20 protein-coding genes and 1 pseudogene are annotated in these 22,760 nt (G+C 40.8%); 13 read left to right on the plus strand and 8 right to left on the minus strand.

All coding sequences use genetic code 11. The features are described from left to right. Together RMY00_RS02785 and RMY00_RS02790 are read left to right on the plus strand one after the other, a co-directional pair. Positions 1-183, plus strand: a 183-nt coding sequence (locus RMY00_RS02785; RefSeq protein ID WP_322646115.1) for a hypothetical protein, incomplete at its 5' end; no start/stop codon positions are given. A gap of 376 nt (positions 184-559) precedes the next feature. Continuing rightward, on the plus strand, positions 560-2,845 hold the full coding sequence (locus RMY00_RS02790) for an FUSC family protein (protein WP_322646116.1): 2,286 nt from the start codon (positions 560-562) through the stop codon (positions 2,843-2,845). Between the two features lie 134 nt (positions 2,846-2,979). On the opposite strand, the gene RMY00_RS02795 is transcribed toward RMY00_RS02790, so the two are convergent. Continuing rightward, complete coding sequence (locus RMY00_RS02795; protein WP_322646117.1) at positions 2,980-3,390, minus strand: peptidoglycan-binding domain-containing protein; 411 nt, start codon at positions 3,388-3,390, stop codon at positions 2,980-2,982. 490 nt (positions 3,391-3,880) lie between these two features. On the opposite strand from RMY00_RS02795, the gene RMY00_RS02800 reads away from it, so the two are divergent. Next, positions 3,881-4,726 carry a GNAT family N-acetyltransferase gene (locus RMY00_RS02800; RefSeq protein WP_322646118.1) on the plus strand — a complete coding sequence of 282 codons (846 nt, stop codon included), beginning with the start codon at positions 3,881-3,883 and terminating at the stop codon, positions 4,724-4,726. A gap of 59 nt (positions 4,727-4,785) precedes the next feature. Here the strand turns inward: RMY00_RS02800 and RMY00_RS02805 are convergent, their stop codons facing one another. Genes RMY00_RS02805 through RMY00_RS02815 form a run of 3 tightly spaced genes read right to left on the minus strand, consistent with a single transcriptional unit; the run spans position 4,786 to position 7,434 of the window. Next, the gene (locus RMY00_RS02805) at positions 4,786-6,399 is read right to left on the minus strand and encodes an ATP-binding protein (protein WP_322646119.1); all 1,614 of its coding nucleotides are present in this window, start codon (positions 6,397-6,399) and stop codon (positions 4,786-4,788) included. Positions 6,400-6,447: 48 nt separating this feature from the next. Continuing rightward, positions 6,448-7,062, minus strand: a complete 615-nt coding sequence (locus RMY00_RS02810) for a chemotaxis protein CheC (protein WP_322646120.1) — start codon at positions 7,060-7,062, stop codon at positions 6,448-6,450. A gap of 6 nt (positions 7,063-7,068) precedes the next feature. Beyond that, positions 7,069-7,434: a response regulator gene (locus RMY00_RS02815; RefSeq protein WP_322646121.1), complete on the minus strand. Its 366-nt coding sequence runs from the start codon at positions 7,432-7,434 to the stop codon at positions 7,069-7,071. A 798-nt stretch (positions 7,435-8,232) separates the two neighbouring features. On the opposite strand from RMY00_RS02815, the gene RMY00_RS02820 reads away from it, so the two are divergent. The 7 genes from RMY00_RS02820 (at position 8,233) to RMY00_RS02850 (ending at position 15,544) form a co-directional block, all read left to right on the plus strand. Next, positions 8,233-10,443 carry a chemotaxis protein CheW gene (locus RMY00_RS02820; protein WP_322646122.1) on the plus strand — a complete coding sequence of 737 codons (2,211 nt, stop codon included), beginning with the start codon at positions 8,233-8,235 and terminating at the stop codon, positions 10,441-10,443. Continuing rightward, positions 10,436-10,906, plus strand: a complete 471-nt coding sequence (locus tag RMY00_RS02825; RefSeq protein ID WP_322646123.1) for a chemotaxis protein CheW — start codon at positions 10,436-10,438, stop codon at positions 10,904-10,906. Before RMY00_RS02820 ends, RMY00_RS02825 begins: the two co-directional genes overlap by 8 nt. Positions 10,907-10,923: 17 nt before the next feature. Then, positions 10,924-12,228: a HAMP domain-containing methyl-accepting chemotaxis protein gene (locus tag RMY00_RS02830; protein WP_322646124.1), complete on the plus strand. Its 1,305-nt coding sequence runs from the start codon at positions 10,924-10,926 to the stop codon at positions 12,226-12,228. A 67-nt stretch (positions 12,229-12,295) separates the two neighbouring features. Then, the gene (locus RMY00_RS02835) at positions 12,296-12,709 is read left to right on the plus strand and encodes a four helix bundle protein (RefSeq protein WP_322646125.1); all 414 of its coding nucleotides are present in this window, start codon (positions 12,296-12,298) and stop codon (positions 12,707-12,709) included. 65 nt (positions 12,710-12,774) lie between these two features. Next, a complete protein-coding gene (locus RMY00_RS02840) occupies positions 12,775-13,836 on the plus strand; it encodes a chemotaxis response regulator protein-glutamate methylesterase (RefSeq protein ID WP_322646126.1) in 1,062 nt (353 codons plus the stop codon). Beyond that, on the plus strand, positions 13,836-14,690 hold the full coding sequence (locus RMY00_RS02845; RefSeq protein WP_322646127.1) for a protein-glutamate O-methyltransferase CheR: 855 nt from the start codon (positions 13,836-13,838) through the stop codon (positions 14,688-14,690). Before RMY00_RS02840 ends, RMY00_RS02845 begins: the two co-directional genes overlap by 1 nt. Positions 14,691-14,980: 290 nt before the next feature. After that, a complete protein-coding gene (locus RMY00_RS02850; RefSeq protein ID WP_322646128.1) occupies positions 14,981-15,544 on the plus strand; it encodes a hypothetical protein in 564 nt (187 codons plus the stop codon). A 344-nt stretch (positions 15,545-15,888) separates the two neighbouring features. On the opposite strand, the pseudogene RMY00_RS02855 reads toward RMY00_RS02850, so the two are convergent. Beyond that, positions 15,889-16,122: pseudogene (locus RMY00_RS02855) on the minus strand (DUF2945 domain-containing protein). A gap of 111 nt (positions 16,123-16,233) precedes the next feature. After that, positions 16,234-17,025, minus strand: coding sequence for a hypothetical protein (locus tag RMY00_RS02860; RefSeq protein ID WP_322646129.1), 792 nt, complete (start codon positions 17,023-17,025; stop codon positions 16,234-16,236). A 454-nt stretch (positions 17,026-17,479) separates the two neighbouring features. On the opposite strand from RMY00_RS02860, the gene RMY00_RS02865 reads away from it, so the two are divergent. From RMY00_RS02865 to RMY00_RS02875, 3 genes are all read left to right on the plus strand, one after another. Then, the gene (locus RMY00_RS02865) at positions 17,480-18,385 is read left to right on the plus strand and encodes a hypothetical protein (RefSeq protein WP_322646130.1); all 906 of its coding nucleotides are present in this window, start codon (positions 17,480-17,482) and stop codon (positions 18,383-18,385) included. Positions 18,386-18,399: 14 nt separating this feature from the next. Beyond that, positions 18,400-20,322 (plus strand): Hsp70 family protein, encoded by a 1,923-nt coding sequence (locus RMY00_RS02870; protein WP_322646131.1) that lies wholly within the window; start codon positions 18,400-18,402, stop codon positions 20,320-20,322. A gap of 142 nt (positions 20,323-20,464) precedes the next feature. Continuing rightward, positions 20,465-21,289 carry a M90 family metallopeptidase gene (locus tag RMY00_RS02875; protein WP_322646132.1) on the plus strand — a complete coding sequence of 275 codons (825 nt, stop codon included), beginning with the start codon at positions 20,465-20,467 and terminating at the stop codon, positions 21,287-21,289. Between the two features lie 108 nt (positions 21,290-21,397). Here the strand turns inward: RMY00_RS02875 and RMY00_RS02880 are convergent, their stop codons facing one another. Both RMY00_RS02880 and RMY00_RS02885 read right to left on the minus strand, forming a co-directional pair. Continuing rightward, the gene (locus RMY00_RS02880) at positions 21,398-21,853 is read right to left on the minus strand and encodes an EVE domain-containing protein (protein WP_322646133.1); all 456 of its coding nucleotides are present in this window, start codon (positions 21,851-21,853) and stop codon (positions 21,398-21,400) included. Positions 21,854-22,003: 150 nt separating this feature from the next. Further along, positions 22,004-22,648, minus strand: coding sequence for a class I SAM-dependent methyltransferase (locus tag RMY00_RS02885; protein ID WP_322646134.1), 645 nt, complete (start codon positions 22,646-22,648; stop codon positions 22,004-22,006). Positions 22,649-22,760 lie beyond the last annotated feature (112 nt).

A 22,760-nucleotide genomic window follows, 5' to 3' on the forward strand; every position in this document is an offset into this window, starting at 1 on the left:
TTGTTATTTCGGCATACCCATTTGTTATTTCGGCATACCCATTTGTTATTTCGGCATACCCATTTGTTATTTCGGCGTGTCCATAACGCACCCTACGAAACTACTAGAATTGAAACCTGTGCTGGTCATACTTGTGTGTACACGGTAGGCAAGCGAGGAGCTTGCTCTGATGTGGGAAAATAAGGCGATTGCTTACTACTGAAACCTCATTCTGCACTTGATAAGTGTTTATCAATCACTTTACATCACCACAGCCACAAAGCCGCCCTTTGTATATAAGGCGCAACTGCTCCTGAGCGATCGCTCTCCTAAATGCGCCTGTTTCGCTATCAACTGCTCTGTATCTGGGTTTAAGCGATAGTCAGTTACTTCGGTAAGTTGCTTTAGCTTACTAATAATCTACAAGTATATTAAACGTTGGCTGGAAGCCATTCTCAGTAAATGCGCCATTGTTTAATCGCCTGACTCAATTTTCCGGTAAAACCATCCTCCAGCCAGTTATATCTGGCTAAAATGCTGTAAGAAGCGATCGCGCTTTGTTATAGTCGCCAGTCTCATAATGTCATTTACAGATAAACGTCCTCTTAGTTGGTTGTTGCAGCAGTTTCAACTCCAGCCAGGTAAGCCCGCCATTGCCTCTGGATTCCGTAGCCTTTTTATACTGGGTGTGCCGATTGGAATTGGGATCATTACAAATCATGCTGCTGAAAGTGCGATCGCCACTATGGCAGCTTGGTTCGTTGGCATGGTAAATGTTGACGGAGCCTACCGTCAGCGAGCGATCGCTATGATTGCAGCTACGATTGGGGTGACTGTAATGTTCCTAATCGCAAGTTTGGTTAGCAGTCATCTCTGGTTAGCTGTTCCGACCACGTTCTTGGTAATATTTATAGCAGGTTTAGCTAGCCTCTATGGCAACGTGGCTGCATCTGTTAGCTTGATTACTTCGATTATGTTTGTGATTGCGCTGGCTAGATTCGCTTCATTTTCTAATTTGCCTACTCTTATTCAACACTGTGGGCTATGTCTAGCTGGTGGAACATGGACAACTGTCTTGTCATTGGGATTGTGGGCGGTGCGTCCTGATGTACCTGCAATACAGACAGTCGCTAACTGTTATCTCTCATTAAGCAATTTTGTGGACTTGGCAAGCCAGAGAGCATTAAATCCAAAAGCTCAGCAGCAGTGGGAACAGCGATTTTTGCAAGCTCAGGATACAGTCATTCAAAACTTGACATCTGCCCGTAGCGTCTGGACAACTATCTGGACTAGGCAAAGAGGAGCTACCCTGCGGGGAAATCAGTTACTCGTATTAATTGAGGATATAAATCAAATTGTCAATTCTGTTATAGCACTGAGCGAACTATTAGCGATCGCATCCGAACATCAACTATTTTCTCGGTTACAGCCAGAAATTCAGCAAGTGCTAGAACAGTCGGCAATTGCTCTGGAAATGTTATCACAAGCGATCGCCAAAGGAAAAAACTCACCTTACTTAGGGGATCTAGATCGGAGTCTTGAAGCACTAGAACACCAAAGGCAAGTTCTGCGTTCGCAAGTCCTCAATCAAACTATCAATGCTCAGACAGATGATTATTCCGATCTCCTCAACCTTGGTAAGATTACAGCCAGTCTGACAAAGTTAGTAGAGCAAATTCATACTGATGCAGAGATTGTTACAGATTTAAGCCAAGGAAAACTGCGTAACAGCATTGCCCAGCGAGATATTTCTCCCCCAGCCCAACCAGAACGTTCTACAATTATTGATACGCTGCGAAATAACTTCACTTTTGATTCAGTCCTATTTCGTCATGCGTTGCGCCTCGCACTAATAACAACCCTTGCTGAATTACTTGCCTCGCTATTCCAACTACCTAGAGGCTACTGGATAACGCTAACAGCTTTAGTTGCACTTAAACCGAACTTTGGCGGAACGTCACAGACAACAGTACAAAGAGTCGTTGGCACTATTTTGGGTGGAATTATCGGTATTGCTCTGGTTTTACTAGTTAAAAATTCATTAGCGAGTGCAGTTTGTTTCCTGCTGCTGGTATTTGTTGCGATGTCGGTGCGATCGTTAAGCTACAGCATATTTATCATCCTGCTGACTCCCGCCATCATATTGCTACTCAACATGATTAGTGCAGGTGGCTGGAAGGTTGGAGTATTGCGGATCTTCGATAGCTTCGCTGGGGGTGTCTTAGCACTGCTTGGAAGCTATTTGCTTTTTCCTCGTTGGGAACGACAGCAACTTCCTGCACAACTGGAAAAGACAATTCGAGCTAATCTTGCTTACTTTCAACAGGTAATAGCTAACTATCTTCATCCAGAACAGAATGCGATCGCTGATATCAACATGCTACGCCATCAAGCAGCACTAGAGAACGCCAACGCCAACGCCGCAGCTCAACGATTATTCAGCGAACCTCGTCACATTCAGGGAGAAATCGAACCTGTAATGACGCTGATGATATACATTCGTGGTTTTTTCAGTTCGGTAACAACTTTGGCAGAACATCTGCGGGAATTTAGCGGTGAGTACCAATTTCCTGAAGTAAAGCGACTTGCTGATACCATTGTCCAAGTTTTGGAAAACCTAGCAGATGCCCTTGGGCAGAGACAGCCACCCCAACCATTACCAGCACTGGATAGCTATCTTGAAGCAATTCACAACCAAATTGAACAGTTACATACTGCTCGGTTATCAGAAATTGCTACCAATTCCAACACTTTAACTCCCACATTACAAGCCGTTCGAGAGCAAACTCCACTCTCCACAGAACTGGATCGAATTGTTAATGAAATTAAAGTTCTGCATTGTGTAATTGCTCGTCTGCAAGAATAATTGGCGTTGCAAAGTAGTAAGATGAATTGGGGCAAGCTCTTGAGACAGAGGAAGTGGGGGGAATTTTAAAACTTGCCAAATCATCCCGTAAATATGCAACGCCGAATAATTTTCTTTACGAAGCTGAAACCATTTTATTTAAGATATGCCAAAGTCCGGCGTCCAATTATTCCGTCGGCTCTTAATCCTTTAGATTTCTGAAATTTCATCACGGCTGAACGTGTTTTGTCATCGAAAACACCATTCACACTTGCAGTATAGAATCCTTGCTGTTTTAATAAATTTTGAGCAGTTTTAACTCTCTCTCCTCTGCTACCTACTGTGAGTGCAGTACTACGATTTGCGGTACTATGGTGTGCTGTACTATTCTTATGGGTATTAACCTTTTGGACAGCATTAGGCTGCTTTTTCATAGTGCCACCGGAATTTTGAGCAACCTGGGTAGCAGTAGTGATATTGTGGCTTTTATTATTGCTTAAAGAATAAGCAGGCGCAGCAGTAGCTAAAGCCAAAGCAGGGAGCAATGCAAGTACTTTCCAATTCATCTTTTTGTTCCTTCTAACTATAAGAGTTCTGACAATTTTGATTAGAAGAGTCATCCAAAAAAGGATTAATGCCTTATAGTGATTCTTCTCGGTTGACTCTGGTGTGTGGGTTTATTATAGAGGGGGGTCTATTCTTTAACCCAGAGCTATAGCATCACACGTTATATTGACAGAGCTATTGCAAAATTGTGACAAAAGCATGACTAATTTATTTAGAATTGTGTCGCACAAAGTCTTACTCTTGATTTGTCAGAATTTCTCTAAAATCCTTAAATCACCGCTAAAAAAATGGCGTTGGCGCTAGCCTTGTCGTCAGACATCGCACTTGCAAAATCGTGTATTAGTGTATGGTAATAGAACAGTAGTATTTGAATAAAAGATGCTCAAGCGACTATAAGTCGCAGCTATACAAAAAAGTAATATTAAGGATTATCACTCAGTTTGCGAAAGCAAAGTTAAATAGTTAACAGCCTAGCATGAAGAAGATATTATGACCACTAAAAATTTCGTCGTCCGCCCAATGAACAGATCGGAAATGGATTTGGCGATTAGTTGGGCAGCAATCGAAGGTTGGAATCCAGGAAAGTATGATGCTCAATCTTTTTATCAAACTGACGAGAGCGGTTTTTTCTTGGGTGAGTTTAATGGTGAGCCGGTGGGGTGCATTTCTGCTGTTGCTTACGATCCACACTTTGCCACTATAGGTTTTTACGTTGTGAAACCCCAGTTTCGTGGGCAGGGGTTGGGTATGAAAATTTGGAAGACAGCAATGGACTATCTGGGTGCTGATCGTAACATCGGCTTGGATGGTGCAGTAGCTCAACAAGAAAACTATAAAAAGTCTGGTTTCCAAATCGCTTATAACCATATTCGTTATGAAGGGGTGGGTGGCGGTGTTGTGCCTGCTGGAATCGTGGATCTGAAAACAGTGCCTTTTGAAGATTTGGTGGCTTATGATCGCCAATTTTTTCCTTCTGAGCGATCGCTGTTTCTACAACATTGGATTGAACAGCCAGAAAGTACTGCTTTCGGGTTTCTCAAAAATGGATCTCTTGCTGGTTACGGAGTTATCCGACCTGCCCATACAGGTTTTAGGGTTGGGCCACTATTTGCTAATGATGAACAGATTGCTGAAACATTGTTTCAAGCCTTGCTTGCACAAAATCCTCATGCTCCAGTGTTTTTTGATGTGCCGGATGCAAATCCACAAGCGATTGACCTAGTTCAACGTTACCAATTGCAGCCAGTCTCTCAAACTGCTCGGATGTACACTAAAGAAATTCCTAGTTTACCTATTGATCGCATCTTTGCTGTGACAAGTGTAGAACTAGGTTAGAAACGGACAAACAACGTGTTTACGCCCCTACTATCCAATCCTACTGTAAGCGCATGAGTTCAATTCTTCACAAGGGCTGCGATCGCAGCTACTAGTTTGGCAGGATCGGCTGGTTTAGCGATATGAAGTTGAAATCCGGCTGTAAAAACCTGTTTTTGTGTGGTTTCTGCGGCGTAAGCACTTAAAGCAATCGCCGGAATTTGTCCACCTAAATTCGCGGGCATTGCTCGTAACTTTTTGATCAAAGTGTAACCGTCAACATCTGGCATACCTAAATCGCTTAATAGCAAATCTGGTTTTGATTGCATAATTGCAGTCAGTGCTTCATTGGCAGATGCTGCGAGCGTCACAATTGCTCCTTGCTGTTCTAATAGAAAAGCCAAAAACTCACGGGTATCAACATTATCATCTACAATTAACAAACGTATTCCTTCTAGTGGAGCATAAAGCATACAGGATGGATAGGAATCATCTGATAAATTGTTATTTTCCTTTTCTAATTCCAAATGTTGAAACACGGGTAGGCAAACTGTAAACGTCGCACCTTGTCCTTCTCCTAAACTCTCTGCCGAAACTGTACCGCCGTGTAACTCGACAAGTTGGCGCACAATCGCTAAACCAAGTCCTAGTCCACCAAAACTTCGGGTTGTACTACTATCTGCCTGACGAAAATATTCAAATACATATGGTAGGAAGTCGGGACTAATACCTTTACCCGTGTCACTAACTATCAGTTGTACTTCAGAATTAATCTGTTTTAAGTAAACTTCCACCTGTCCGCCGGATGGTGTAAATTTAACAGCGTTAGAGAGCAGATTCCAAATAATTTGTTGAATACGATTACTATCACCTTTGACCTGTCCAACTCCTGTATCTAAATGAACATTAATTTGAACGGACTTTGCTTCTGCTGCCAATTGCACTGTCTCTAAGGCAGCTTCAACACTAAAAACAAGATTAACCTTCTCTAAATTAAGTGCTAGCTTGCCCTGGAGAATGCGAGAGATATCTAACAAATCTTCAATCAACTGAGCCTGTAATTCAGCATTTCGTTCGATGGTTTCCAAAGCACGCAAAGTAGTAGCTTCGTTTAATGAGCGATTCTTTAGTAGCTTTGCCCACCCTAAAATTGGATTAAGAGGAGAACGAAGTTCATGAGAAACAATTGCTAAAAATTCATCTTTTATGCGGTTTGCTCTCTCAGCAACTTCTTTCGCTCGTTGGCGTTCTTCTGCTATTGCTAGAGCCTGATCGCGTAGATTTTTATATTCCTGAACTCGGAATGTTAAATCTGTCAAATCTTCAATTGAAAAAAGAGCATAAAATCCATCCCCATGAAACGCAGATACAGCAGTAACAGTTGTGTGTTGAATGCGGTGTTTATCTTTGGATATTGGTACTGGAATGATGTATTTATGCAGTTGAGAAGAAAAAATTGTTGGAGGCCCGCCTTGGAAAATTTGGTGTAAACGGCTAGCGTAACGAGGTTGATTCAGATGAGGGAAATATTCCTGAATAGAAATTCCCAAAATTTTACTTTTCGGAATTTTTGTCCATTCCTCTAAACAGGAGTTCCAGAAGATAACAACATAATCTGATTGTAGAACAAAAGCTCCTAAGGGAATTTTATCTAAAAGGCTGAATTTTTCCTGAGCTTGTCCAATTATATTCATTGCATTATCAAAGGGTTTTAATAAATATTAAAACTATTTTTAGTATAATTATATTATTGAATTATTTGGATTGTACTCATTCATTGCATTGATGAGCGCATCAAAAGTGCCAACCAGAAAAATTAAAATAATATCTCCGATAATTTCAAAGCGTTCAATTGTGAAACTAGCTTGTGCCAGTAATATTTTTGAATCGCTCTCGTACGCAGATAATAATAAATTTTCAAGAGTATCTTCTAAATAAACGGGCAATGTATAGTTTAGATGCTTTTTTAGCACATTACTGAGTGAACCCATTACTCCATTTATGACAATGTTACCAATTTCGCTCAGTGTGCCAATTTTCACCACATCTAGGTCAGCCGATCCTGGCTTTTCACCTGTAAGCACTGCAACCAATGTTGATGCGCTGTCAGTTGGAAAAATTAAGCTAGCAGTGCCATAAAAAGAGCCTGTAAAGCGTAGTTTTACAGCTGCCAAAGTATCATCCTGAAATCGTTTTGTTAATTCTTGATATGCATCGTTAGCAGTTAAGACTTTAACAACCGGAATTTTTAGACGAATGTGAGAGTCTACCATTTCATTAAGTAGACTTGCTGCTCGACCAACTCCAATATTAATTAACTCTTGTAGGGCATCTAGTTCTTCTGCTGTCACATTCATGAAAACTTATTCCTTGGTATTAAGAACTTCCTGGACTGCCTTTCGCAATTCACTTTCTTTTGGTGGTTTATTAATAAAGTTGACTGCCCCCAGGTTATAGCTTTGATTACGTGCCCCTTCTTGGATATCGGCGGAAATGATAATGGTCGGAATTTTTAATTCTTTATCTTGCATAGCTTTCAAAAATTCAAACCCATTAATATCTGGCATTAGAAGATCCGCTAATACACAATTTGGCTTATAGTTGTCAACCATTTCTAATCCCTCACGCCCATTAGTGGCTTCGATAATTTCATAACCATCTACTTGTAGAAACTTACGGATCATTCTGCGAGAAAAAGCTGCATCATCGATAATCAAAACCATTGCCATCAGCTTTGTCCTTTTATGCTTTAGCTTAACAATTAATAATATAGACTAATTAGCCTATATTATTAATTAAAAGGAATGAATTAAAGAAGAAATAAATATAATTTTACAATTATCAATAATAGTTTCGGAAAAATTATCAAACTCGCTGAAACTATAATGCTATGAAGCTAAAATTTTTAATAATAGAAGTTTTTAAAATTTGTTAAGTATTTGAAATCCAATCTAATTCCAGCTTTACTTTGTGAAGCCAATGCAAAATTCTTGTTTGCTGGATATCGGTTAGACGGTTGATTTCTGGCAGGCTCATGCCACTAGGGACTTCCAATAAAAAAATAATCAATTGCTGTGTAGGCAGGGGAGCAGGGGGCAGGGGGAAAAGAAAAATATCATTTGAATAAATTGGCTAACTTATTCTCTGGAAGTCCCTTAAGATACATTTTGAGGCATACCTGCTTGACATAGTTTAAGTAGTACCAAGGTTGTTATGATTTGAGAAACTGACGTTAGCGTACCCCTACGGGGAAGCAAGCTACGCGCAGCGTTTCCAAGAGTTGCGGGGCGGAACGCACATTGCATTGTTTGCACTTGTTAAGATTGTCTGTATTGACAACGACCATTTTTGAAAGTTTGAGTTGAATCGCAACTATAACATTGCGTATCTTTTAACTATATCATTAAGGCAAATATTATGTCTTCAGCCTAAAAAAAGGCAAACATCTCTCTTTAGATAGAGATTGCTGAGGGTTAATATTAAATTAGTATTAAAATAACATATATGAATTTATATTTTATTAACCGATGGAGTTAAATGAAATTGACGATGATATAGAAGCATTTCTCGTTGAAAGCTATGAGAATTTGAATCAAATTGAAGGCGATATTATTGAGCTAGAAAAAACATCTGCGAATGGAGAAGCATTAGTTCGCATTTATCGCTCACTCCATACGCTTAAAGGAAATTGCGGCTTTTTACCGTTTCCTAATTTAGAATCACTTGCTCATGCTGGAGAGAATTTGCTCTCGTGTCTGCGCGATCGCCAGCAAGCAATCACCCCTGAGATTATTAGTATTTTACTACAAACAGTTGATAGCATTCGGCAAATCCTGTCTCAAATTCAAGCTACAAGGCATGATAGCGATGTCTACGACGGGCTGCGCCTACGCGATTATTCCGCACTGATCGCAACTTTAACTCGATTGTCACAAGCAAAACAGACTCCAAAACCCTCTCAATCGCCAATTAATACACAAACGCCACAAATAGATGCAGAAGCTCCAAAAGATACAGCAGGTAGTGATGTCAATAACGAAATCACAGAAATATCAACGACAACATCAGAATCTGCTTATATCCGAGTCAATGTTAATCTGCTAGATCAGATGATGAACCTAGTGGGTGAACTCGTTTTAGCCCGTAACCAGGTAATCGGATTTAGTACAAAATTTAAGGATAATAGTTTTACTACTACCTGCCAGCATCTGAGCCAACTTACAGCCCAGTTGCAGGAAGGGGTGATGAAAACTCGATTGCAACCAATTAGTTCCATTTGGCAAAAGTTCCCTCGTGTCACCCGTGATTTAGCGATCGCTTCCGGTAAAGAAGTTGAAGTAGAGATGGAGGGAGCAGATACCGAACTAGACAAAAGTATTATTGAAACAATTAAAGACCCCTTAACGCACTTAGTACGCAACTGCATCGATCATGGGATAGAATTACCAGCCGAACGGGTTGCTTGTGGAAAGCCAAGCTTAGGACGGCTATTTCTCAGAGCCTTTCACGAAAGCGGCAAAGTCAATATTGAAATTGGCGATGATGGTCGCGGTCTAAATTTAGAACGGCTCAAAGGGCGAGCGCAGCAACTTGGTTTAGTCAACGCACTGCAAGCTGCAACCATGAGCGAATCAGAAGTGATGAACTTAATTTTTTTATCCGGCTTCTCGACAGCTGAACAGGTAACTCACCTTTCCGGGCGCGGGGTTGGCATGGATATTGTCAAGAGTAATATTGAGAAAATTAACGGAACAGTTGAAATTTACAGCCAACAGGGACAAGGAACAACCTTCAAAATCAAGATTCCCCTGACATTGGCAATTATTCCAGCATTGATTGTCACTAGTGGTAGCAATAGCTATGCTATTTCCCAAGGGAGTCTACTAGAGCTAGTACGCCTAGAAGCACTCAATAGTATTGAGATATTATATGATGTGCCTGTGTATCGCTTGCGGGGTAATCTTGTGCCTTTGGTTTACCTCAATCAAGTATTGCAACACAATAGTGTCAACAACTTAGAAACACTCAGTCTGGTAATTGTGCAAGTTGATAATTATCGCTTTGGACTGGTTGTAGACACAATTGAAGACATCCAAGATATTGTAGTTAAACCTTTGGGAAGACAGTTAAAGACGCTATCCCTATTTACAGGAGCTACCGTTTTAGGAGATGGCACAGTGGCATTAATTATTGATGTTGTCGGTTTGGCAAACCAAACTGGTATAATCGCCAAACAAAAGCAGTTATTGAGCGAGAATACTGCAAATAGCCAAGAGCAAGCAGGCGATCGCCAAACAATTTTACTCTTTGAAGGCCCCCAAGGCGCACGCATGGGCATTCCACTAGCGATCGCATATCGGCTCGAAGAGATTCTTGCTTCTGCTGTCGAAAAAGTAGCTAATCAGGATGTGTATCAGTCTTATGGTCAAATTCTACCGCTAATTGATCTTTATAAAATATTTGGCAATCGCGATCGCTTTAATGATGAGGCTTTGGCAACAGTTGCAGAAACGCTCCAGATAATTATTGTTTCTCCATATACAGAACTTAGTGTTGGGCTAGTAGTTGAGCGCATTCTTGATATTGTGGAAGAACCATTAACCATTAAAGGTATTCCTAGTAGACCTGCTGTGCTTTTCTGTGCTGTAATTCAAGGGCAAATCACAGAAATTATTGATATAGAGACTGTAATTCGGATTGCTAACCCTCATTTGCTGCAACTAGCGACTCATGGCTGAACAAAAAATTTGCACATTTTTCCTCAAAGGAGCTTACTTTGGTATTGACGTGCAACACATTCAAGAAGTGATTCGTCCACAACCAACGACTCGTGTACCTTTAGCACCACCAGATATTTGTGGGTTGATTAATTTACGTGGACAAATTATTACTGTCATCGATTTGCAGCGTCGATTAGAGATGAGCGAACCGCAGACACAATCAACTACAAAACTTGGAGATGAGCGGCAGGGATTTAATTTCATTGTGTATTCTGATCATGAAGTAGTCAGTCTGCTAGTGGATGATGTGGGAGATGTTTTAGAGTTTAAACAAAACACCTTTCAACCCCCACCCGCAACGTTAAAAGGTAGAATGCGTCAGATGCTAGCAGGAGCTTACCCGCTTCCAGAGGGATTTCTGTTAGTTTTAGACACCGAGAAAATTCTAGATGTTAATTTAACAAATCAGATTATTGAGTAATTAAGGAGCGCTTTGCAATGACTACTAATCGGGCTGGAAAAACAGTCAACTCAAAATCTCCCTCGGTGGATAGTGCAGATTCGCAACCGACCGATGACAGTGTAATAAAAGTGCAATTGCAAGCGTTACTAATAGCACTTAAGGCGGCAAAAAACGGTGATTTTACCGTCCGTTTAGCGGATGAGAATAATGAATTGGGTGAAATTACCTCAGTTTTTAATGAATTGGTGAGTTTAAATCAAAACTTTGCTAACGAAGTTAATCGCTTGGCATCCGAGATTGGTATTGAAGGGAAGCTTGGTTCTCAAACCGTTGTCAAAGGAGCAGGTGGGAGTTGGAAAGAATCGCTCGACAACTTGAATCAGATGTCTACAAATTTAAAAGAGCAGATAAAAGGTATTAATGAGGTCAGCCTTGCCGTTGCTCAAGGAAATTTGTCCAAGCAAATCGAGGTAAGCAATGCAGGAGAGTTTAAGCAGCTTACGGATAATGCAAATCAGATGATTAGCAGCCTCAAGTCTTCAATTAGACAGATGACAGAGGTGGCAACAGCAGTTGCGTCTTCCGCAGAAGAACTAACCGCAGTCAGCAAAGAAATGACTGAGAACGCCGAACAAACAGCCGAACAAGCCACTTCTGCCTCTGCCTCTGCTGAAGAGGTAAGTCGGAATACCAATACAGTTGTGACTGCCGTGGAAGAGATGAATGCTAGTATTCGAGAAATTTCTAAGACCGTTACCCAAGGAGCAAAAGTCACGACTGAGGCAGTTAAAACAGCCGATCGCACGAACGAGACAATTAACAAACTCGGTCAAAGCAGCATCGAAATTGGTAAAGTTATTAAAGTCATTACCTCGATCGCAGGGCAAACAAACCTGCTAGCCCTCAATGCTACCATTGAGGCAGCCAGAGCCGGAGATGCAGGTAGAGGATTTGGCGTAGTCGCAAACGAGGTGAAAGAATTAGCCAAGCAAACGGCAAGTGCTACTGAAGACATAAGCTTGCGAATTGAAGCAATTCAGACAGATACAAAAAGCGCCGTTCAAGCCATCACTCAGATTACTAGCATTATTAATCAAATCAACGACTTTCAAAGCACGATCGCCAGTGCTATTGAGCAACAAACAGCAACAACAAATGAAATTGGTCGAAATATGGCTGAGGCAGCCAAAGGAACATCAGATATTGCTAAAAGTATTGGAATTGTGGCACTTAATACTCAGAGTACGACTACTGGAACCAGTAATACCTTAGAGGCAGCTACAGAACTATCTCGAATGGCAGTAGATTTGCAGAAAGTTGTCAATCAGTTTAAGTATTAAGAGAAGGTAATCTTGAAGAAGTGGCAGAGGAGGCAGGGGGAGCAGAGGAGGCAGGGGAGGCAAGACAATGACTAAAGATAAAGAAGTTATTAAAGACCGTAAAGACTTAGGAATTCATAAAATTGCCTTTGAAACAGCAATGAAAATTTTTGAGCTATCAAAAAAGTTTCCTGTGGAAGAACGATATTCTTTAACTGACCAAATTCGTCGTTCTTCTCGCTCTGTATGTGCGAACATAACAGAAGCTTGGCGGAAACGCCGTTATGAGGCAGCATTTGTAGCTAAGTTGAATGACTGTGTTCGCGGAGCGTGTCGTAGACAAGCTGAGGCAGCTGAAACTCAAACTTGGATTGAATTTGCCGTCAAATGCAACTATATGGATGTGCAAACAGGACGAGAGCTTTACGCAAGTTACAACCAAGTTTTATCTGGTCTAGTAAATATGATTAATCATCCATTACCTTGGTTAATGAATCGTTAATCTCCCCCTGCTCCCCCTGCTCCCCCTGCCCCTAGTCCCCTAGTCCCCTAGTCCCCCATTCCCCAATGCCCAAACTTCGGGTACTAATTGTCGATGACGCCGTAGTAGTACGGAGTCGATTAAGTAAAATTTTGTCTAGCGATCCAGAACTGGAGGTGGTAGGAGTAGCGGCTAACGGTCGTATTGCCCTTGCCAAGATTTCCCATGTTAATCCCGATGTGATCATTTTGGATATCGAGATGCCGGAGATGGACGGTTTGCAAACCTTAGCCGCTATCCGAAAAATATATCCACGCTTACCAGTCATTATGTATAGTACCTTCACCCACAGTGGAGCGATCGCAACGCTGGAAGCTCTTTCTTTAGGTGCTTCAGATTATGCCACAAAACCTAGTAATTTAGGAAGTGTAGAGGCAGCAACCCAACATATTCGGGATGATTTAATTCCTAAAATTAAGGTATTTGGTGCATTTTTCACACCAAGCATCATTACTCATCCAGTTATTTTTCCCCTTCATAGCGATATACAGCAGGTGGAGGTTGTGGCAATTGGGGTTTCTACGGGAGGCCCAAATGCTCTAGCTGTAGTGCTTAAGGAGTTTCCAGCAGATTTATCAGTGCCGATTTTGATTGTGCAACACATGCCGCCAATGTTTACGAAACTACTAGCTAAACAATTAGCTTCCAAGTGTCAAATTCCAGTAGATGAAGCGGTTTCTGGACAGATATTAAAACCGGGACATGCTTGGATTGCACCAGGAGATTTTCATTTAATTGTGCAACGCGACAAAACTGGAGTTCGACTTGTTACCCATCAAGCATCCCCCGAAAATTCTTGTCGTCCTTCAGTCGATGTGCTGTTGCGATCGGTTGCACAGGTTTATGGTGCTGGGGCGATCGCAGTTATCCTCACGGGTATGGGGCAAGATGGGTTGCATGGCTGTCAGTGCATACGCGAGGCGGGTGGACAGGTACTTGCACAAGATAAAGCTACTAGCGTCGTCTGGGGAATGCCTAGTTTTGTCGTTAATGCCGGACTTGCCAATAAAATTCTTCCACTTAACCAAATCGCAGATGAAATTATGCACAGAATTCGTTTAAATCAAGTTCCTCCTACAGACCTGTAATGACAAAGATTATGGGTGTAAATAGCACTGATTTTGAGTATCTTCGGGAGTTAGTTCAGCATCATTCAGCCGTTGTGTTGTTTGGTGATAAAAGCTATCTAGCAGAGTTACATTTGCAGCCAATTATCGAATCGGCAGGATTCGCTTCTATCCCTGATTTGGTTACTTACTTACGAACTCACCCGTTTAATAGTCTTCACATCCAGACAATCGAGGCGCTAGTCACTAACGAAACCTCATTCTTCCGTGATAGCCACCCTTTTGAAGCACTGAAAAAATACGTACTACCAGAGTTAATTAAACAACGAAAAAGTGAGCGATCGCTCAACATTTGGTGTGCTGCCTGCTCTAATGGACAAGAACCTTATAGCATCGCCATACTAATTAATGAACATTTCCCCATGCTTCCCAATTGGTCTGTAAAATTAATTGCAACTGATTTTTCTACTAAGGTTTTAGCCCGTGCCCGCGAAGGGCATTATAACCAGCTTGAAATGAATCGTGGACTCTCTAAAAATATTCGCGATCGCTACTTTCAAAAGCTAGATACTGACTGGCAAATAAAAGAACAAATCCGCCAAATTGTTGATTTTCGTCAGTTGAATCTTTTACAATCTTGGTCATCTCTGCCGCAATTTGACGTTATCTTTTTACGGAATGTTTTAATCTACTTTGATATTCTTACTAAGAAAGCCTTGCTAAAAAAGATCAAGCAGCAATTAAGACCGGATGGCTATTTGTTTTTGGGTAGTGGTGAGACAACTATCAGCTTAGATGAATCATTCAAGCGGGTTTTATTTGACAAAGCTATCTGCTATCGATTGCATAATCCTGAAGTTAACATTGCCGATTAAGGTCAAAACTAGCAGGCTGCTGTTTGTTTGCAGCCACCTATTCGCTTAAACAATCATAATTTCCAAACCAAGACCAGCAAATTAGTATCATTACAAAAAAAATAATTAGCCTTCATTATTTTATTATTGTTCCTTAGTATAAAAAACATTATATATTTATTTTTTTCGGAAAAATAGTGTTTTACCATACACACATAGATAAAAGAAAATACTGAATGCTTGCGATGCGTAAGTATATCTCTAATTTTCAGACTATGTAACCTAAAACACCAATTACCTTGTAAATAAGCATGTCTATTATCACTGGAACCTCTCTAAACGATGTTCTTAACGATACCCTCAACAACGATGTAATCAATGTTGACATAATTGATGCTAGTGCTGGTAATGACACTATTTATGCCGGGGAGGGACAAGACACCGTAGATTACAGCCTTAGTAGTGGTGTCACAGTATTATCAACAGATACAGTTCAAGAAAGTAATGGTACAGACCAACTTCTTAGTAGTGAAAAAATTATTAGTTCAGCAACTGCGATAGATACAATAAACGCTTCTGCAAGCAATGTACACCTAATTAGCGATTTATGTGTAGAACAAGTCAACATCAGCAATATTTCCGTTTTCGATTCTTTAAATTTCCAAGTTGTGAACTTTGACAACGTTATCGCAAGTAATGGAAATGACTGCTTAACAGGAAATGCTGGAGTCAATACCCTGAACGGTGGTTGGGGTAATGACAACTTTGATGGTAATGATGTCTTAACTAGTGGAGCAGGATCTGATCTGACTTTTAACAGTAAGTTATCAAACAACCAAACTACGTGGCTTTTTCCCCAGACTGATTCTCAATAATCTTAAATTGCTAAAATAAACGGTCTTAACGATCCTCAAAATTTCTAAGTAATCGCCTAATAACGCAAGGCGAAAGTCAAAAAAATTGTATTCCATCCAAGTTTTGTAGACCGTCATTAGTCATTTGTGTTTACCAATTGGACTTTGGACAAATGACAAATGACAACCTCACTAGTGGATGTGGAATGTGCAATGTTTATTTGCGTAACAGCTTATTAGCAGACATCAGGGACTTCCAACTAAAAAAATATTCTATCGTGGTGTAGGCAGGGGGGCAGGGGGAGAAAGAAAAATATGATCTGGGTAAATTGGATAATTTATTTTCTGGAAGTCCCTCAAAAAAGCTAATCTTCTATTTTTTTCAGAGCATCAGGCTTGTGAGCAGCTTGTTTTCCTGTACGTAGTTTACCGCCGTAGGCATCGCTTTCAACTAAGTACTCAGGGTTATCTTCACTTGCAGCAATATGGTGTTCTTTAATATCTGTAGGTGAAGTGAGTTTCTTTAATATTTTGCCAGTTGTCTTGCCTTAGGAAGTGTTCCATTCAATGCGATCGCCCTTTTTGAATTGTTCAGCCATATTTATCTCCTATCTGATGTTTTATATCTACTAACGTCACATTATGTCTGCGAGTGGAAAAGTAGCCATCATTCTAGTGATATAGGAATCCTATAGGACTAATACCCGATTTCATGCAATTCGAGTTACTTGCTGATTCACACGGGGACGGCCAAAGCGTTCCCAAGCACTCCCTCCTCGCAGAAATAACTCTAAAAAGCGCAATGGTTCTCCTGAATCGCCTTTTGACCAACCGGAACTACCAGGAGCAAAGGCTAAAGTTCCTTCAGACACCTTGAAGCTGCCATCAGAATAAACTGCATCACTCACCACATCTCCAATTCGGATCACGATCTTGCTTTGAGGCTCCAAATTCAGTGTATGCGCCCCAATAGTTGTTTTAATGTTGCCGTAGCCATCAATCCAGGCGATTCGATCTGGTGGAACATCTGGGATTTGCTCACTCTTGAGGCTATCTCCCAAAAGGCTAAAATCTTCATTCATAATGGCAGCCGCAGCCGGAGGAAAGACATCCCGTGAGCGAAACTGCGAACCGCCACGAGCAACGTTGACCACTCGCAACTCCTTTGTATAGTTTTTGATAAAGGAGAGGGTGTAGCCTGCATTCACACCCACTACTTTTACACCATTGGATAAAAGAGCATAAGTTAGTCCTTCACCTTCATTGTCTCGACGGGCTTCAGGATCATCCTGACGAGGCGCACAGTTATGATAAATTAGGCGATCGCTAGGGCCAGGGTTGAGTCCTAGTTGAGCAATCCAGAATCCCGTTGCCAAGGTACTGAATGCTGGAACCGAAAGCAAATGAATTTGGGCATCAGGAAAAGCCATCAGCAGACGTTGTGTGACTTCTGTAAATGCCGGATCTCCTGTACCGTAGTCTGCAATGACGCAGATAAACATTCTGCTACTCCTTCTAATGGGTGTAATTTGCAATCAATGGTTAGACAATGGTTGGTCTTCAAAAGCTCCAGTCAAAAGAGGTAGGGGAGCAGGGAGCAAGGGGGAGAGACTGGGAAGGAGCTTGTACTCCACCTAAGTCTTGCGCCCTTCATAACGGGGCTTCTTACCCATGCTTCGCTCCGCTTCACGAAAGAAAACGGAAGGGCTTGTTCCCCCTGCTCCCTGCCCCCTTCCCCTCTGCTTCTTTGGTGAACTTGCCTCATCAGCAGTCTACGTGTGATTTCAACTATATGCAAGATTTCTAGATAACATTGAGCGCAATTTTCCAGCCAAAAAATACTGGAACTACACAACTTAGATTAATTACATCAGTCATCATGTGATTACAGGTTTAAATAAGCAGTTGTCTGCTCATTTCACTCCTATTAATAACCTTAAAGTCCTAGTCAACGCAATGAAAACAATTACTTCACTTTTTAGCGAAGAACGCAACCAACTTCAGACAGATATTGATAACACGACTAACATCGAGGAGATAGTTAAGTTGGTTCAGAATCGACTTGATAATCTCGAAAGAATTTACATTGAAAAACTTAATTTAGCTCAAGTTCGTCTTGCTTCCTTTTTCCTAGATACCCTGCGGCAGTCCATTGCTACTCTTGCTGCGGCTAACTATTCTCAAATTACTCCAGCAGAGCAAAAGCAATTTCCTAACTCAGGTACAAACCTTTTTTCCAGCAGATTAATCCTAAAACTGCTAAAAGGGCTAATTTATATAGGCATCTTAGGTTCGTTGTTCTCTTTAACTAAAACTACCCCAGGTGCATGGATGGCTATCTTACTAACCTCTATACTTCTAGGGATAGAAGTTGTGCTTCAACTTGAGTCAAAGAGCCAGCAAAATTCTATATCTTCAGAGCTATTGGAATTACCTAAACCTATGCTCCAGGTTGATAGCAAAGTATTTTTAGATCATCTTGGCGATGCTCTCAACACTATCGACCTAGCAGTAGCTAGAGTAGAAGAATGGAATAAACATGAAGGCGACTTAGCAATAGAAGAACTGCCAGAGCTATTGAATTTTCTGCAAAGGCTAATGGGCGCATCAAAACTTGATAAACCCCAAATGGCTTATGAACTAGCAAAACTTCTGCCACAGATTTTAATGTCTCAAGGAATTAACGCTCAAATTTACCGACCAAATGACCCGCATAGCGATCGCAATTATTTTGACTTTGAGCCAAGTATCGACCCCGATACCAAAGATCACGTAACTCTAACTCCGGCTTTATTGAAAGGCGATCGCTTAATTCGTCGCGGTAGGGTAATTGAGCCAGCATATTCCGCTTCTAAAGAATAATAGACAATAAGGGTATGGAAATTTTAGAAACAATCGGTTTTGATTTGGGGCACGGTGAAACGGCTGTAGCTAAAGCTGTAGTGGAAAGCATCGACCCCCCCCAGATGCTGGAGATTAATAACAGGAAGAACCAAATTACAGCCCTTGGTTGGCATCCTAAACTTGGTTATCTTGTCGGTGAACAAGCATTAATTCAAGCTGGCGTTACCCAACTGACAATTTCTTTCAAGCAAAAACCCAACAACGATCCTAAATATCGAGAAACAATTAGCACTTTTGTAGCAACCTACTACCGACTTTTGAAAGAAAGCAAACAACTCGAAAGCGGGGAAAGTAGCTATTTTTACATAGGTTGCCCTTCAGGATGGTCACTTAGCGATCGCACCGAATACCAAAAGCTACTTCAAGAAGCTGGTATTCCCCAACTAAATGTTGTACCCGAATCGCGGGCTGCTTTCATGCAAGCCAAAGAAGCCGGAAAACTGGAGTATGACAAACTTGTTGCATCGGTGCTAATTGTCGATATTGGTTCTTCAACCACAGATTTTACTCTGGTTAAGAGCTTAGAAGAGATCCCGATAGATTTCGGGAGTAATACTTTAGGTGCATCGCTAATTGACAAAGCTATTTTTGCCCGGACTCTCGCCAACCACGAGCAAAAAGCATTACTCGAAAAAGTATTTAAGGAATATCCGCATCACCAAGCTCGTTGTGAACTTGCTTGTCGCAAAGCTAAAGAAGATTACTTTTCTAATGAACAGCTATACAGCGATCCTGAATCCTTTGCGCGTGGCTTCGAGTCGATTAACGAACAGATTTATTTTATTCCTCAAGTTAATAAATTGATGATGGAGGAAATTTTAAACCAGCCTTTACCTGAACTGGGGCATCATAGTTGGGTGCGATCGTTTAGCGACTCTTTAACTGAGGCGAAAGAAAAGCTAGAAAAACTTGGAATTGTGCCGAAACTTTTGCTGATGACTGGTGGTGCATCTCGCATGAAGTTCACGCACGTTCTTTGTCAAGAAATGTTTCCCGAACCAGAAACACTACTTCGCCCCGATCCTGAACCAGAACGGTGCATTGCACTGGGATTAGCACGAGTAGGACGATGGGATCTGCGTGCTGCTGCTTTTAAGGAAGAAGTCAACAAATTATTTACCTCGAATACGCTTAAAGGTTTGATTGAAAGGCATATCCCGGAGTTAATCGAATCATTAACTAAGCCTTTGACAGATGGCTTGATTGTCAACGCAGTTAAACCAGCTTTAAAAGATTGGCAAAAAAACAAAATACGGACTTTAGCCGATTTGGAAACAGCTTTAATCAGTCGGGCAGAACAGTGGCTCAAAAGCGAACGCGCTGTGCAGATAATTAATCATCAATGCGCTTCTTGGTTTAGCAATAAAATCCAACCCGATTTAGCCGCACAAACCGATCCAATCTGTCGAAAGTTTCACATACCTAGAAGCAGCTTAAGGTTTCAGGATAGTATTGACCCAAATTTTGTTAACCCAGAGTTACGAATTGGAGATGCTATTCTGGCTGAAACAGTGGGCTTTATTGTCAATGTAGTAATTGGCGGAGGAACTGTAGCTAGCATCATCACTCTTATATTAACTGGACATTTAACCTGGCCTATCGCACTAGTATATGGGGCTTCGGTTATGGCGGCAGGAATGGAGCTAAATCGCAAGAGTGTTCAAGAAGTAATCAAGACAAATGTGGATGTACCTAGTTGGGTTCGTTCTAGTTTTTTGAGTGACAAAAAAATTGAGGAGATGTGTGAGCAAATAAAGCCTGAGTTAGAGAAAGTTCTTCAAGAACAACTGACAGCAGATCAAGAGGCTTTTGATAAACTGATTAGCAAAGTTGAGCAAGGTCTGCAAAAAACCCTTTCTACCAAAGTTAAATCTTGTATAATTCTGATCCAATAGTGGTGATATGTAACATTAGTAAACTTTAGAAAAGAGAGAAAAGCCCCATTTAAATTTAGTTATTGAGACACAACAATAACAATTATGTTATCTAAATTTTCTGTTTTACAGTGACTTAAATATGTAACCTGTTTAGAAGTTAATGATTCAAACAATAGTTGTCTTTATAATTATTGGGCTGATTCTCACCGGGATTTTAATCAATCCTGTTCTAGTAAAAAGGCGAAGAAACCGTCTCAAATACCGTCCTTTTCCCCCACTGTGGAATGCAATTATTGAGAATAATCTTCCTATTTATCTGTGTCTCTCTCCCAATGAAATCAGACGACTTCAGGGACATATTCAAGTATTCTTAGCAGAAAAGCAATTTATTGGCTGTAGAGGATTACAGGTGACGGAGGAAATGAAACTGACCATTGCTGGTGTTGCCTGTTTACTCCTATTAAATGAACGTGGGCAATACTTCCCTAGACTTCGTTCAATTTTAGTCTATCCTAATGCTTATTTTGTTCAAGAAACGAATTCTATCGGAAATTATGTTGTTGAAGAAAGACGTGTGGCAAGACTGGGTGAATCGTGGGCGAATGACCAAGTAATAGTGTCTTGGGAACAGGTGAAACAAGACATTAATAACTGGGAAGACGGACGTAACGTTGTGCTTCATGAATTCGCCCATCAGTTAGATCAAGAAGATGGTAAAGCTGAAGGAGTTCCTATACTCCAAAGCAACTCAGACTATACTATATGGGTGAAGGTGATGACAGAAGCATATCAGCAACTTTGTAATGATGTTCTACAAGGCGCAAAGACAGTAATGGATAGCTATGGTGCAACGAATCCCGCAGAATTTTTTGCCGTAGCAACTGAGACATTTTTTGAGAAACCACACCAATTGCTGTCTAAGCATCCGGCACTTTATGAACAATTGCAACGTTACTATCAATTAGATCCTGTGCAATGGGTGTAAAATAAGTAATTAGGCAACAATAAATCACATTATGTCCAGTTAATCAACCTTCCTTCAAAATATTTTATGAATTACGAATTACGCATTACGAATTACGAATTATCTTAACTAAGAGCTTTTCTTCGCTAGAATCTTCAAAGCTACTGCTTCAGGGATGGGCATCACTGATAACCGATTTCCTTGTCTCACCAACATCAACTCTTCGGCGCTAAACTCTTCTTTGAGTATTGATAGCAAGATGGGGTTAGAAAAAGCCTCAACAAATTCCACTACAACTGTTTGCCACCGAGGGGATTCGGAACTTGATTTCGGATCGTAGTATTTACTTTCTGGCTCAAACTGTGTCGGATCAGCAATATTTTTTTTCACTACACGCATTAACCCAGCAATATTAGGAGGATTAGCATTGGAGTGATAGAAAAAAGCTAAGTCTCCTTCATCCATTTGGCGCAAAAAGTTGCGAGCTTGATAATTGCGAACACCGTCCCAGATAGTCTCGTTCTGCTGTTGAAGGTCAGCAATACTATAGGCTTCTGGTTCTGATTTCATTAGCCAATAATTCATCTAGAGAAATTATGTATATACAAAAGCATTTTAATTTTGAGTAGGTCAATAAGTTCGTAGTAAGGACTTTAGTCCTTATTTTTTAGCATTAAAGTGCTTACTACAAACCTTCTTGTACTAGCTTAGACATTGTACTAGTGAATATTTGGCTTAACTGCGGTAAGCTATAACAGCATAAAACGGATCTCCTCCAGGTGCACCCAACCACTGTAATAAATTCGGTAATGTTGACTTATGAGCTATAACTTCTGCGGTTGTAAATCCTGGAACTGATGCAAAGTAAGCTTTGACTAATTCTACTCGCTGTGCTTCTGAAGCCTCTCGCCAAGCCTGAATCGCCTTTTCAAAAAACATCCGGTTAGAAAAGCTGATAATTGCAACACCACCGGGTTTCAAGATACGGTAAATTTCAGAAAATACTGCTTCTGGATATTGCACATATTGCACAGATACGCAATTGAGAACAGCATCAAAATCTTCATCTGGTAAAGGTAGCTGCGGATTTTCGTTAAGATTTTGCACAAAGTAATGATTTAAACGGGCATTTCGTGCTAATTCCTCAGCGTTGAGTCCGTGTCCTTCCACATGGGCAAACTGCATCTCTTCTGGTAGATGAGACACCCAACTGCTCATCATATCAAAGATGCGGATGTTGGGTTTGAGGCGATCGCGATATAAATCCGTTAGCTGTTGAATAAATCCTTCATCGACATGGGTAACAAAGCGAGGATAGGCATAGAACAGCTTATCGTCTTTGTCGTCTAATTTCTGGCGTTGATTCGGTCTTAATTGCATAAATCTCTGTTTTGGAGTACTTTCTTCAAAAAATGCGGCAATTTCAGGTATTGTTCAAAAAACACTATGTAACATATTTTAATAACAGCAAGACACATAGACGAGTCTAAAT

Source organism: Nostoc sp. ChiVER01 (genome assembly GCF_034531155.1).
Lineage (GTDB): Bacteria > Cyanobacteriota > Cyanobacteriia > Cyanobacteriales > Nostocaceae > Nostoc.

Bases quoted from the DNA above. Each gene is read 5' to 3' on its own strand.
- RMY00_RS02790 (WP_322646116.1), top strand. From the start codon at position 560: ATGTCATTTACAGATAAACGTCCTCTTAGTTGGTTGTTGCAGCAGTTT.
- RMY00_RS02795 (WP_322646117.1), bottom strand. From the start codon at position 3,390: ATGAATTGGAAAGTACTTGCATTGCTCCCTGCTTTGGCTTTAGCTACT.
- RMY00_RS02800 (WP_322646118.1), top strand. From the start codon at position 3,881: ATGACCACTAAAAATTTCGTCGTCCGCCCAATGAACAGATCGGAAATG.
- RMY00_RS02805 (WP_322646119.1), bottom strand. From the start codon at position 6,399: ATGAATATAATTGGACAAGCTCAGGAAAAATTCAGCCTTTTAGATAAA.
- RMY00_RS02810 (WP_322646120.1), bottom strand. From the start codon at position 7,062: ATGAATGTGACAGCAGAAGAACTAGATGCCCTACAAGAGTTAATTAAT.
- RMY00_RS02815 (WP_322646121.1), bottom strand. From the start codon at position 7,434: ATGGCAATGGTTTTGATTATCGATGATGCAGCTTTTTCTCGCAGAATG.
- RMY00_RS02820 (WP_322646122.1), top strand. From the start codon at position 8,233: ATGGAGTTAAATGAAATTGACGATGATATAGAAGCATTTCTCGTTGAA.
- RMY00_RS02825 (WP_322646123.1), top strand. From the start codon at position 10,436: ATGGCTGAACAAAAAATTTGCACATTTTTCCTCAAAGGAGCTTACTTT.
- RMY00_RS02830 (WP_322646124.1), top strand. From the start codon at position 10,924: ATGACTACTAATCGGGCTGGAAAAACAGTCAACTCAAAATCTCCCTCG.
- RMY00_RS02835 (WP_322646125.1), top strand. From the start codon at position 12,296: ATGACTAAAGATAAAGAAGTTATTAAAGACCGTAAAGACTTAGGAATT.
- RMY00_RS02840 (WP_322646126.1), top strand. From the start codon at position 12,775: ATGCCCAAACTTCGGGTACTAATTGTCGATGACGCCGTAGTAGTACGG.
- RMY00_RS02845 (WP_322646127.1), top strand. From the start codon at position 13,836: ATGACAAAGATTATGGGTGTAAATAGCACTGATTTTGAGTATCTTCGG.
- RMY00_RS02850 (WP_322646128.1), top strand. From the start codon at position 14,981: ATGTCTATTATCACTGGAACCTCTCTAAACGATGTTCTTAACGATACC.
- RMY00_RS02860 (WP_322646129.1), bottom strand. From the start codon at position 17,025: ATGTTTATCTGCGTCATTGCAGACTACGGTACAGGAGATCCGGCATTT.
- RMY00_RS02865 (WP_322646130.1), top strand. From the start codon at position 17,480: ATGAAAACAATTACTTCACTTTTTAGCGAAGAACGCAACCAACTTCAG.
- RMY00_RS02870 (WP_322646131.1), top strand. From the start codon at position 18,400: ATGGAAATTTTAGAAACAATCGGTTTTGATTTGGGGCACGGTGAAACG.
- RMY00_RS02875 (WP_322646132.1), top strand. From the start codon at position 20,465: ATGATTCAAACAATAGTTGTCTTTATAATTATTGGGCTGATTCTCACC.
- RMY00_RS02880 (WP_322646133.1), bottom strand. From the start codon at position 21,853: ATGAATTATTGGCTAATGAAATCAGAACCAGAAGCCTATAGTATTGCT.
- RMY00_RS02885 (WP_322646134.1), bottom strand. From the start codon at position 22,648: ATGCAATTAAGACCGAATCAACGCCAGAAATTAGACGACAAAGACGAT.